This window comes from Streptomyces sp. NBC_00012 (assembly GCF_045040875.1).
GTDB lineage: Bacteria > Actinomycetota > Actinomycetes > Streptomycetales > Streptomycetaceae > Streptomyces.
Map to the genome: position 1 here is coordinate 2037075 of NZ_CP108309.1, position 12593 is coordinate 2049667.

9 protein-coding genes are annotated in these 12593 nt (G+C 69.6%); 6 read left to right on the forward strand and 3 right to left on the reverse strand.

The annotated features are described in order from the left end of the window. Positions 1-57: 57 nt before the first annotated feature. Together OHA19_RS09480 and OHA19_RS09485 are read right to left on the reverse strand one after the other, a co-directional pair. A complete protein-coding gene (locus OHA19_RS09480) occupies positions 58-510 on the reverse strand; it encodes an indole-3-glycerol phosphate synthase (RefSeq protein WP_329193344.1) in 453 nt (150 codons plus the stop codon). A gap of 149 nt (positions 511-659) precedes the next feature. Continuing rightward, positions 660-1424: a pyrimidine reductase family protein gene (locus tag OHA19_RS09485; RefSeq protein WP_405749885.1), complete on the reverse strand. Its 765-nt coding sequence runs from the start codon at positions 1422-1424 to the stop codon at positions 660-662. A gap of 37 nt (positions 1425-1461) precedes the next feature. On the opposite strand from OHA19_RS09485, the gene zapE reads away from it, so the two are divergent. The 4 genes from zapE to OHA19_RS09505 all read left to right on the forward strand — a co-directional run bounded on the left by zapE (position 1462) and on the right by OHA19_RS09505 (position 7158). Continuing rightward, entirely contained in the window at positions 1462-2553 is a 1092-nt protein-coding gene (zapE, locus tag OHA19_RS09490) for a cell division protein ZapE (protein ID WP_405717507.1), read from the forward strand. Positions 2554-2688: 135 nt separating this feature from the next. Next, entirely contained in the window at positions 2689-3114 is a 426-nt protein-coding gene (locus OHA19_RS09495; RefSeq protein WP_405749886.1) for an OsmC family protein, read from the forward strand. 124 nt (positions 3115-3238) lie between these two features. Next, positions 3239-4618, forward strand: a complete 1380-nt coding sequence (locus OHA19_RS09500; RefSeq protein ID WP_405749887.1) for an alkaline phosphatase PhoX — start codon at positions 3239-3241, stop codon at positions 4616-4618. A gap of 317 nt (positions 4619-4935) precedes the next feature. Beyond that, positions 4936-7158, forward strand: coding sequence for an FAD-dependent oxidoreductase (locus OHA19_RS09505; protein WP_405749889.1), 2223 nt, complete (start codon positions 4936-4938; stop codon positions 7156-7158). 130 nt (positions 7159-7288) lie between these two features. Here the strand turns inward: OHA19_RS09505 and OHA19_RS09510 are convergent, their stop codons facing one another. Further along, the gene (locus OHA19_RS09510; RefSeq protein ID WP_405717495.1) at positions 7289-8095 is read right to left on the reverse strand and encodes a Cof-type HAD-IIB family hydrolase; all 807 of its coding nucleotides are present in this window, start codon (positions 8093-8095) and stop codon (positions 7289-7291) included. A 399-nt stretch (positions 8096-8494) separates the two neighbouring features. Between OHA19_RS09510 and OHA19_RS09515 the strand changes: the two genes are divergently transcribed. After that, positions 8495-9628 carry a hypothetical protein gene (locus tag OHA19_RS09515; protein WP_405749890.1) on the forward strand — a complete coding sequence of 378 codons (1134 nt, stop codon included), beginning with the start codon at positions 8495-8497 and terminating at the stop codon, positions 9626-9628. After that, positions 9625-12498, forward strand: coding sequence for a hypothetical protein (locus tag OHA19_RS09520; RefSeq protein WP_405749892.1), 2874 nt, complete (start codon positions 9625-9627; stop codon positions 12496-12498). The genes OHA19_RS09515 and OHA19_RS09520 overlap by 4 nt, the downstream gene beginning before the upstream one ends. The last annotated feature ends 95 nt before the right edge of the window (positions 12499-12593 follow it).

Below are 12593 nucleotides of genomic sequence, written 5' to 3' on the forward strand. Positions count from 1 at the left end.
GAGTACCGAATCGGTACGAGTACGAGTACCCGAGTCGGTACGAGGTGCCCGCCCAGCCTATTCGCTGTGCGCGAAGAGCTTGAGCACCGGTACGCCGACCTTGTGGCGGGCCCTGGACGCCCAGTCCCGGTGGAAGAACTCCTCGACGTAGTGCGGCGCGGTCAGCACGATGACCTCGTCCGCCTCCGCGTCGTCGACCACGGACTTCAGCTTGTCCAGGGGGTGGTCCTCGATCACCTGTCCGACCGCTTCGGAGCCCGCCTGCCGCAGCGCCTCGAGTGACACTTCGAGCGCGAGTTCGGCGGGCTGTCTGGCGTTCTTGCCCTCCGGCTCCTCACCCTCCCGGGCGGCTTCCTTCAGTTCGCCCATCGCCAGGTCGTCGATCGCCCGCAGCAGCACATCGGCCTGGTCACCGCGCGGCTGCATGAGCACGACGAAGGAGATCTGCTCCTCCCCGTGCAGGGTGGTGACGAACTCGACGTCCTCGGAGGTGAGGGGCTTCTCGATCATCAAAACGCTGGTGAACACCACGGGTGCCCTTCTGCTTCAGTGACCGTCGCCGGTCACTGCTGAAACCATCCTTCCCCGTGCTCGCACGGGGTCTGCGAGAGTAATTGTGCCCACCGGGGGCTAACCGGAACGACAAATTCCGCTGAATGTCAGCTTCGACGGTACCGAGTGAAGAGGAACCCGGCCTCTTCCAGCATCGATGCCAGGGTGAATCGTTCCGGCACCGCCACCGAGGGGCCGCCCGCGATCCGCTGCGCGTCTCCGGCGGTCAGCATCGGCGAGAGGGTCAGACAGAGCTCGTCCAGCACCCCGGCGGCCACGAACTGGCCCAGCATCCTGGGGCCGCCCTCGGTCAGCAGCCGCTTGAGCCCGCGGTCCGCCAGCTCCTGTACGGCCCTGGCGGGGTCCACCCGGGAGCCCTCCCCCGCGATCACCACCTCGGCGCCCGCCCTGCGCGCCTCCTCGATCCGGCCGGGCGGGGCCCCGGCGCCGGTCAGCACGAGGGTCGGGACGAGCGGCTCGGTGAAGAGCGGCAACGAGAAGTCGAGGTCCAGGCTGCCGCTCACCACGGCGATCGCGGGGGCGGGCCCCTGCCCGGCCGCGGCCCGGCGGGCGGCGAACGCCTCACGGGCCCTGGCGGGGCGGTAGCCCTCCAGGCGCACCGTCTCCGCCCCGGCGAGGACCACGTCGGCCAGACCGCGCAGGGTGCCGAAGATCCGCATGTCGCTCTCGCAGGAGATGGGCTGCGAGCGGCCGTCGTGCTGGGCGGCCCCGTCGAGCGTCGAGACCATGTTGGCGCGCAGCCAGGGGCCGTCCTGTTCGGGGTAGGCGTAGGCGTCGGCCAGGGCGTCCAGACTCCACTCCTCCTCGTGGTCAGCCGGTGTCAGGTCGGTCACAGGGAAGAGGCGTCGCATGTTCTGCAGTCTGGCACGGCGCTTAAGGTTGAGAGTTGTGTCGTCCTCCACAGCCATGCCGGGGCAGAGCCCCATAGCCGAAACGGCTCCCCTTTCCCTGTGCGCCCTCGAGCCCCGCGTACCCGCCGACCGGCTGGTCGCCGAGATGGTGCCGCCCCCGCGCTTCGACTCCGTACGCTTCGATACGTACGTCCCGGACCCGAACCAGCCGAGCCAGACCGAGGCGGTCGGGGTCCTGAGCGGCTTCGCGACCGGGCTCGGCGGGGCGCATGCCAGCGGCTCGGGCAAGCGCAAGTGGTTCAGCAAGAAGCCCGCGGCTCCCTCGGCACCGCTCGGGGTCTACCTCGACGGCGGTTACGGCGTCGGCAAGACCCATCTGCTGGCCTCCCTCTGGCACGCCACCCCCGCCGCCCCCTCGCTGAAGGCGTTCGGCACCTTCGTCGAGCTGACCAACCTGGTCGGCGCGCTGGGATTCCAGCAGACCGTGCAGACGCTGAGCGGGCACCGGCTCCTGTGCATCGACGAGTTCGAGCTGGACGATCCGGGCGACACCGTGCTGGTGTCGTCGCTGCTGAGCAGGCTGGTCGAGGCGGGGGTCGCGCTCGCCGCCACCTCCAACACGCTGCCCGGCAAGCTCGGCGAGGGCCGGTTCGCCGCGGCCGACTTCCTGCGGGAGATCCAGGGGCTGTCCGCGCACTTCCGCCCGCTGCGGATCGACGGCGAGGACTACCGCCACCGCGGGCTGCCCGAGGCGCCCGCACCGTACTCCGACGAGCAGGTCACCAGAGCGGCGTACGCCACCGAGGGTGCCAGCCTGGACGACTTCCCCTCGCTGCTCGACCATCTCGCCCGGGTCCATCCGAGCCGCTACGGCGCGCTGACGGACGGGCTGCGGGCGGTCTGCCTCACCGAGGTCCAGCCGGTCCCCGACCAGTCGACCGCGCTGCGGCTCGTCGTCCTCGCGGACCGGCTGTACGACCGGGAGATCCCGGTGCTCGCCTCCGGGCTGCCGTTCGACCGGCTGTTCAGCGAGGAGATGCTGAACGGCGGATACCGGAAGAAGTACTTCCGGGCGATCTCCCGGCTGACGGCGCTGGCTCGCGACGCGAAGGGGCTGGTGGCGCAGTAGGTTCGGGAACGTACCGGCCCTCGGGGACGTACGCCCTCCGGGGACGTATCGCCCTCCGGGGGTCCACCACCCGAGGTGCCCCGTGCACCTCGGGACTCCCGTATCGACCGCGCACACCGTTTGAAGGGATTCGGCATGTCAACCACGCGTCAGGCTCACACGGTCTGGGACGGCAATCTGCTCGAAGGCAAGGGGGTCGTCACCTTCGACTCCTCCGGCATCGGCGAGTTCGACGTCTCCTGGCCGTCCCGCGCGGAGAAGGCGAACGGCAAGACCTCTCCCGAGGAGCTCATCGCGGCGGCCCACTCCAGCTGCTTCTCGATGGCACTGGCCCACGGCCTTGCCTCGGCCGGCACCCCGTCGACCGAGCTGACCACCACGGCCGACGTCACCCTCCAGCCCGGCACCGGCATCACCGGCATCCACCTCACCGTCCAGGGCCAGGTGCCCGGTATCGGCGAGGCGGACTTCATCAAGGCCGCCGAGGAAGCCAAGGCGAACTGCCCGGTCAGCCAGGCGCTGACCGGCACGACGATCACCCTCTCCGCCTCTCTGGTCTGACCACAGGGGCCACTCCCGGCCCGGGACACACCCAGGGTCAGTGACCCGCATGGTTCCCGCGCGGCTATACGCGTGGTACACACATGCGGGTCACTTCTCCTGTCCGCCAGCAGGGAGTTGCCCCATGTCATCAGAAACGTCACGACCGCGAGCCACACGTCGTCAGGTCCTGGCCGGCAGCGGCGCCGCCGTCGCCTCCATCGCCTTCACCGGAGCGTTCTCCGAACTCTTCGCGGGCACCGCGGCCGCCCGGGGACACAGCGGGTACGGCCCGCTGGTGCCCGACCCCGACGGCCTGCTCGACCTTCCGAAGGGCTTCCGCTACCGGGTGCTGTCCCGGGAGGGCGACCAGCTCCGCTCCGGCGAGGGCCCGGTCCCCAGCAACCACGACGGCATGGCCGCCTTCGCGGGCCGTCACGGCCACGTCCGCCTGGTGCGCAACCACGAGAACCGCGTCACCGCGAAACGCCCGGTCCCGACCGTCGAGGGCCTCACCTACGATCCGATGGGCAAGGGCGGCTGTACGGCCCTGGAGCTGGACGGCCGCAACAACGTCCTCGGCGAACGAGTCGCCATCGCCGGCACGGCGGTGAACTGCGCGGGTGGCCGCACCCCGTGGAACACCTGGCTGACCTGTGAGGAGACCGAGGACAGAGCCGGTACCAACGGCTACACCAAGGACCACGGCTTCATCTTCGAGGTGGACGGCGCCGATCCGCACCGCACCGGGGCCGTGCCGCTCACCGCGATGGGCCGCTTCCAGCACGAGGCCATCGCGATCGACCCGAAGAACGGGATCGTCTACGAGACCGAGGACGCGTTCGAGAAGCCGTTCGGGCTCTTCTACCGCTTCCTGCCGGACAAGCCGCTCGGCGGTACCGGCTCGCTGCGGGCCGGCGGCCGTCTGGAGGCCATGCGGGTTCCGGGCGTCCCCGACCTCTCCATGGTCCAGGAGACCGGCGCGAGCTTCGAGGGCATCGAGTGGGTTCCCGTTCCAGATCCACTGGCGGCCGAGACAGCGATCCGGTTCCAGGACTTCGGACCGAGGGGCATCACCCACGCACAGAAGCTGGAGGGCTGCTACTGGGGCGGGTCCGCGGTCTACTTCGTCTCCAGTTTCGCGCACAGCGCGGAGGGGGCCGCCGCCGACCACTACGGCCAGGTGTGGCGGTACGAGCCCAAGCGGCGCCGCCTCACACTCGTGATCGTCTTCGGCCCCGGCACCGACGTGCAGCTGCCCGGCGAGTCCCCGGACAACATCTGCCTGGCCGCCGACGGCGGGCTGATGGTGTGCGAGGACGGCGGCGGCGCGCAGCATGTGTTCGGCCTGACGCGGCGCGGCGAGGTGTACGCGATGGCGCGCGGGCGGCAGAACATCGGGACGCCGCAGGAGCCCGAGTGGGGAGAGTTCGCCGGGGTCACGTTCGCTCCGGACGGCGGGACGATGTTCGTGAACTGCTACACCCCGGGGACGACGTTCGCGGTGACGGGGCCGTGGCGCTGACGTGTTGACGTGCTGATCCATTGAAGTACCGGAGGGGGCGGGCAGCCGGTGTCCGCCCCCTCCGCGCCGCCCGGACGGGGCCCGTGTTCCGCGCTGCGGAACAGTCGGCGCGACGATCGGACGAACGGGCCGCGGGCCGAAGGGAGTTGATCCAAGAAGCCTCGGCGCGACGCCGTTCGCGGAGATAGGCTCCCGCCTGGTTCCGCGTGCCTCCGCGGGACCTGCCGCACCGGCCGGGAGGGAAGGACACCTCACCGTCAGCGGTGTGCGGCACACCTTCTGCAGCCTCGAAACCAACCCCCGATGGGACGTGAACCATGAGGCACGAAACCGCACGGCACGACATCACCGTCGTCGGCGGCGGTCTGGCCGGTGTCTGCGCGGCGATAGCCGCCGCACGGCTCGGCCGTACCGTGGCACTCATCAACAACCGGCCGGTTCTCGGCGGGAATTCAAGCAGCGAAGTCCGGGTCTGGGTCGTCGGCGCCACCGCGCACGGCAACAATCACCACGCCCGCGAGGGCGGCATCATGGGCGAACTCTTCGTCGAGAACCAGTTCCGCAACCCGGACGGGAATCCGTACTACTGGGACATGGTCGTGCTGGACGCGGTCCGGGCCGAGCCCGGGATCACGCTCTACCTCAACACCGACGTCCGGGAGGTGGACGCACAGGGCCCCGAGGACGCCCGGCACATCAACGCCGTCACCGGGTGGATGATGGGCTCCGAGCGGCACATCCGCTTCGAGAGCGAGCTGTTCCTGGACTGTTCGGGGGACGGTCTGATCGGCGCCCTGGCTGGTGCCCGGCACCGCATCGGCCGGGAGTCCCGGGCGGAGTACCACGAACCGTGGGCACCGGAGGAGGCCGATCGCATCACGCTGGGATCGACCCTGCTCTTCTACACCAAGGACGCCGGACACCCGGTCAAGTACGTGCCGCCGTCCTTCGCCAAGAACATCGCCGAAACCTCCATCCCGCGGCGGCGCATCATCAAGTCCGGCGACAACGGCTGCGCGTACTGGTGGATCGAGTTCGGCGGAGAGCTGGACACGGTGCATGACAACGATGTCATCCGTGACGAGCTGTGGGCGGTCATCCACGGCATCTGGAACCACATCAAGAACTCGGGCGAGTTCGACGCCGACGACATGACGCTGGAGTGGGTGGGTTCGGTGCCCGGCAAGCGCGAGTACCGGCGCTTCCTCGGCGACTACGTGCTCCACCAGGGCGACATTCTCGGCCAGACCGAATTCGCCGACCAGGTCGCGTTCGGCGGCTGGTCCATCGACCTGCATCCGCCGAAGGGCATGTACTCCGACGGGGACGGCGCCAAGCAGCGCTACGCGGACGGGGTCTACCCCATTCCCTACCGGAGCCTGTACTCGGTGAACACGACCAACCTGCTCCTGGCCGGGCGCAACATCTCCGCCAGCCATGTCGCCTTCGGCTCGACCCGGGTCATGGCGACCTGCGCGACGGTCGGCCAGGCCGCGGGCACCGCCGCCGCGCTCTGTGCCGCGCGGGGTGTCGCCCCGCGAGCGCTCGACGTACCCGCGCTGCAGCGCACGCTGCTGCGGGAGGACGCCTCCGTCATCGGTCTGGCGTCGAGCGACCCGGACGACCTGGCCCTGCGCGCCACCGTCACGGCCTCGTCCAGCCTGACGGACCTGGGTGCCGGGGCGCTGCCGGAACGCCTGTCGCTGACCGCCGACGCCGGCCTGGTGCTTCCCGTCGATCCCGAACTGACCGGCCTCGAACTGCTCGTCGACGCCGATCGGGACACGGCACTCGTCGTCGAGCTCCACGACCCGGAACTCGGCCAGAACTACGTCCCCCGCCGCCTCGTCGACTCCGTCACCGTCCCGGTCGCCGCCGGGTCGAAGCAGTGGGTCAGGACGGGGCTCCGGTGGACTCCGGAGAGCGCCCGCAACGCCTTCGTCCTCGTACGGGCCAACGCGGACCTCGCCCTGTACAGCACCGACGGACCGGTCCCGGGCGTGCTCGCGTTCACCCGCGTGCCGCTGGACCCGGCCGCCGAGTCGCCGCAGCCGCTGCGCGAGTGGACCGACAACGGCCTTCTGCGCCGCGCCTTCTGCTTCCGGGCGGGCGAGACCGCCGCGTACGCCCCCGCCAAGGCCGTGGACGGTTACGCCCGTCCGTACGCCGGTCCGCACATGTGGGTCTCCGGGCCGCTCCGGGACGGCGACGGGGCGTGGCTGGAGCTGGCCTGGCCGCGGCCGGTCACGCTCCGCCGGATCGACGTGCTCGCCGACGACGACGTCAACGAGGACCTGATCAACCTGCACCACCACCGGACTTCGTTCGAGACGCTGCCCACCCTGCTGCGGGACTACCGCGTCGAGGCGCGCGAGGCGGACGGCACTTGGCGGACCGTCTCCCGTACGGACGGCAACCGGCGGCGCCGTCAGGTGCACACCCTGGACGAGCCGGTCACGTCGACGGCGCTCAGGATCGTCGTCGAGGCGACCAACGGAGCCCCCTCGGCGCACGTCGTGGCGGTCCGCGCGTACGCGTAGCAGCCGTGTGACCGCGATGCATGGTTCGCGGGCCCCGGTGAGGACGCAGCGCCTCCATGCGTGCCGGGCGCCGGGGGACGGAATGTCACCCGGGCCCGGTGCGTCACGCAGGTCTTCTCTCCGAGGGGGATCAGGCGGCGGCGATGAGCTTCTCCAGAACGGCCGCCACGCCGTCCTCGTCGTTGGACAGCGTGTGGTGGCTGACCGCGGACAGCACTTGGGGGTGAGCATTGCCCATTGCGTAGCCGGTGCCGGCCCACTCCAGGATGGTCAGGTCGTTGGGCATGTCGCCGAAGGCGATCACGTCCGAGGCGTCGATGCCCCGCTCGGCGCAGAGCGCGGACAGCGTGCCCGCCTTCGTGACACCGGCGGCACTGACCTCCAGCAGCCCGCTGCCGCCGGAGTGGGTGAACTGCGCCTTCCCGCCGGCGGCGTTCTCGGCGGTGCCGAGAAGGGCGTCCGCGTTCATCTCCGCCGACCAGACGAGCAGTTTGACGAACGGGGCGTCCAGAGCCCAGAGGTCGTTGACGGAGCCGACCGGGAACTCGGACTCGGCGTCCTCCGGGAGCCTGTGTCCGTAGCCGGGGGCGAACACCACCTTGTGGCCCGTCTCCACCGCGAATCCCACGCCGCCCACCGCTTCGGACAGCGCCTCGGCGACTTTGCGCGCCTCCTCGGCCGGCAGGGCACGGGACCTCAGCACGGAGCCTGTGCCGACGTCGTACACCAGAGCCCCGTTGCTGCACACTGCGGTTCCGGTCAGCTGTGAACGGGCGGCGATCGCGTCCACGAAACGGGGCGGGCGGGCCGTGACGAAGACGACCTCCGCGCCTGCCGCAGTGGCGTCACCGAGTGCGCGCACCGTCCGTTCCGAGACAGTTCGGTCGTTGCGCAGCAGGGTGCCGTCTAGGTCCGTGGCGATCATCTTGGGAATCATCGGGGCATCGTACTGATCTGCCGGACGCCCACTCAGCGGCTGGCCTGAAGTATTCCGAAAATGTCTTTGATTCATGCACCATCTATTTGCGTGATGGTGGGCGTGTGCTGTGATCGGGGCGGCTATCGACCGAATGTCAGGATTCTTCCGTGTCCTGAATTAAACCGTCAATATTTGGACAGCACCTACGGCCGGTGCCCTTTCTCGCCAAGAGTCGGGCGTGATCCTCTGTGGGCCGGAAGACGCACCGAAAGGGCTATTGCAAAGCCACCCTCATTACTCCTGGCGTATTCCCTATTGCCTGCAAGGGGGAGATTGTCCATGGCTGTTCCGCTCGCTGCCGAGGGTTCGTTCTTCGCTGACGTCGGCGCCGCTAGACCACTCGGCGGAAACGCGATCATGGATTCGGCGCGCTCCCGTCTGCTGTTCTCGAACGACGGCCGGCGCTATCTGGCAACGCGTAGCCACTGGGAGAATGCCCCGGCCGGAACAGTGAACGGGCCGGAACCGGCAGGAGTGCGGTCGGAGCCCGGCTCCCCGGCCCGTCCGGGCGTCGCATCCCATGCCGGATACGGAGGCCCGGGCTCGTTCATCGTCGACATGCAGGGCATCGACGCCTTCCTGTTCGCCCGGGCCAAGTACTTCCGCGACGAGGCCGCCCGCCAGGCTGCCGTCGCCCTCGGCCTGGTGCACCAGGACACCTCCTACCTTCGGATCGGTGCGGCCGGTGCGCCTCCGACCGCTCACCACCCCGGCGGCGAGGTGGTGGAGCACTCCCTGCTGAGCGGCCCGGCACTCGCGGGCGCCTCCCGCACGTCGAGCGGTCATCTTCCGGGCGGCAGCGAGTTCAGCGCGGTGGCGCCGCTGCGCACGGACAGCTCGCCCGACCTGCTCGACCTGCGCAGCGTCTACTCGCACACAGCCTTCCTGCCGAGGATCGCGGACCCGGCCACAGCTCCGGTCCCCGGCCATCTGCTGCGGCTGGAGGGCGCATCCGGTGGGCTGAACGCGCTGGACGCCGTCACGGCCTATGCCCGTGCCCGAGGGATTACGTCGTACGCGATCCGGATGTTCGTCTCCGTCGCCGACGAAGCCGATCCGCCGGTGATCGTCGGGCGAGTCCTGCGCCGTATTCCTCGCCGTCGGCTACGCACCGTTCAGGAGGCCACGGATATCGCCTCGGAGCAGATCTTCCGGCTGCGCTCCGGACAGGAACTTCACTGTTTCGGAACGCACTATCCGCGCCGGTCAGTCGATTGGGAGAAATTCCGGGGAGGAAAACCGTACGAGCCACGCGGCCATATTCACATGACGCTCCGCGGAAGGGCTGCCGAAGCGCAACAGCATGCCGTCTCGCATCTGCGGGAGCTCTATGTGACACCGGGCACGGAATGCCACGTCGTGCTGACTCCGGTAGCCGAAGTGGTCAGCGTCGAACCAGTCGTCCAGCGCGGCAACAGCCTCGTGAGCCGGTGCAGCAGCCGGACCGTTATTGAAGAATTGGACCGAATCTCATGGAGTAGATTAACTTGATCCCTTCAATTCCAGCAGAGCCCGGACAGAAATGGCTGGTACTGGATGTCGACCGCACTCTGATCAACACCACGTCCTGGTACCGGGCCTGTGTCGCGCCCGGGCTGCTGCTCTCCGCAGAGGCCGTGGCAGAGTTCCGGGCCGCCAATGAACGTACCTACGGCCCGGACCCCACCCTCCCGGAGGGCGAGTTCCGTCAGCTGACTCTCGATCTGCTCAACTCGTCCTCCCCATCGGGCTGGTCGGCGAAGCGGCTGCGGCAGGCCGGCTGCCGTATCGCACGCGACCTCTCGCTCTACCCCGAAGTCGCCGCGTACCTGAGGCACATTCGCCACGAACAGGCGCCGTGGCAGCGGATCCTCTTCCTGAGCGCCGGCTACCAGCCCTTCATCGCGGGAGTCGTCGAGGGCCTGATGCGAGACGCCCTCCTGCTGGGGCTCCCGTACGAGGTCGTGGGTTCGACTCTGGACTTCCCCGACGGCAATTGCGTGCAGGGCGTCGTCGTGGACGGTGACGGCAAGGACGCGGTGGTCTCCCAACTCCTCGATGCGGGGGCCGGGATCACGCTCCTGGCCGACGACAACCACCATGACCACCGCATGTTCGACCGGGTCGAGACGTCCGGCGGTCGAACGCTGCGCGTACGCCACGAGCCCGGCCGCACGACCAGCCGCAGCTGGAGCGATCTCCTCGCCGACGACCCGCATCTGGACCTCCAGACCCGCCTCGCCGGCGGAGACACCCGCTACGCCCTGGACCGGTCCCGCCCCGCCGCCGACCGGTGCGCGGAGCGGCTGGACCGCCTTCCGCCGACGGACAACAGCGTCGGCACCGGAGTCATGGACGCCGGCGAGTTCACTGACGCGCTGAATGCCCTGCAGGAACGAATCGCCACCGTTGACGGCGGGGACCGCCTGCGCCGCTACGTCCTCGCCTGTGTGTACACCGACGGCGACCAAATCCGGCTGCGCGGGCGGCTCTTCCACCTGGGCTCGCCGCCCTACCTTCTGCCGGAGCCCCGCACCAGCCGTGCACGCTGGCGCGAGGCGCTCGACGGCGCGCTGGACGCCCTGCGGCTCCTGGACCGCGCGGCACCGCCCGGCCGGTGGACCGCGTTCACCTCCGCCGAGCGCTGGATCGTGCTGTGCATCCTCGACCACCTCAAGAACGCGGCCACCCACGCCCTCGACGTCCTGACCCGGGCCGGCCTCGCCCACGACACGGCGGACACCCTGGATGACGAACTCGAATCCCTGGTCGAGGACAGTCACCTCGCCTACTGGAGCGCCGTGTTCGGCACACCACGCCTCGATGTCGTTCACCGTGCGGTCGCGTGGCAGAGACTGTGCATGTTCGTGGACGAGTACGCGGAAATACCCTTCCGCATGCGGGAGCTGGACGACCCCACCGTGATCGCCCGGTCCGTACTGTCCCTGTCCCGGCAACTCGACGAGCGTGGAGAGTGGCCGACGGGAATCGTCGACTTCCAGTCCGGGGCGCTCGACCTCGGATTCGCCTTCTCCTGCATCACCCGGCTCACACACCCGCACCGCCCCGCCGTGGGGGTGGCCCACGCCGTCTACTCGTCCAAGGACCTGCTCCGCGGCCTCGACCACACCGCCCCGCTCAACCCCGACGCCTTCCTCTCCCGCATGGCCAAGCACTTCCGGGAGCGCGTGTACTCCTGGCTGGACAGCGACGGGCTCGTACTCCTCTACGACAACAACGTCACGACGTTCTCCACTCTGGCCGTGGCCAAGCGAGCGCTGGGATCGTCCGCGGCGCAGATCCGCGCCGCGGTCGCCTGCATCAACTACGACAACATTGCCCGGCGGCTGCGCGGACTGCCCGGCGAGGAGCTGTGCGAAGGATGGCAGGACGTCCTCGATCTCCGGCCGGTGACCGACTACGTCACCGCCTTCGCCACATGGGGCACCAGTGCCAAGACCCGCGAACTGCACCGGATGTACTCGGCACCGGCCGAGGTGCCTCGGCTCCCCGTGGACGTCCCGCGGACCGCGGCCGAAGGACGGACCGGGAGCCCGGACAGACTGCTTTTCAAGGTCTGCCGGGTGCACAATCCCTTCGACCTGGCCACCGTGCTCGCGGCCGGCGCCCACGCCATCGGCGTCCATGTGGTGTCACCACCCGAGCCCGCCTACTCGGCAGGCCAGGAGCGCCACCATCCCTACGACCGTGCCCCCGTTCGCCGCCCCGATCTGCCGCTCGCCCACTACGAGACCGAGTCGATCCGGCTGATGGCCACGATGATCCCCGCCGGCCTCAAGGTCGTTGCGGTGATGGAGAACGTACCGACCGGCCGCGACTGGCACGCCCTCCTCGCCACACTCCAGCTGCCCGACACCACGGACCTTCAGCTCCAATGCCGGGTCACTGAGGCCCAGTTGGCACAACTGCGCCTGTCGGTGCCGGCCGGCCTGGTCTGCGCCATCGGTGCGGACCAGGACGACTTCGAGGAGTATTTCCGTTTTCTCGACGGCGCCCTCGACCCGCTCACGGACCACATCCTGGTCGATCACTCCGTCCATCAGCCCGACCTGATCGCCACGGGAACGACAGCACTCGTACCCGGGCCGGCCCGGACCGAGGACCTGGCGCGCACCATGCGCGGCAATCGGGTTCCGGTGCTGGTCGCGGACGACACCGCGGCCCGAACGGTCGTGGACCGCTGCCGCGCCCTGCGCGACCGCGGCGTCCTCGTGGCCGGCTGCGACACCCAGAACAGCGTCGAGGTACCCAAACACGCGCAGCGCTACCGCCTGGTCAAGGACGCATCCGGCGCACAGGCCCTGGTCCGCAAGTGCCCGGATCTCCTGCGCGAGTGGACCTGGGCGCTCAGCGGTCACTGAGCCGGCCGACGCGCACTCCGGCCCGACGCCGCCCGCCGAGCACATCGGCCGCGACCGTCGGCGAACCCCGCACCGCTTCCCCGCACCCGGTCGGC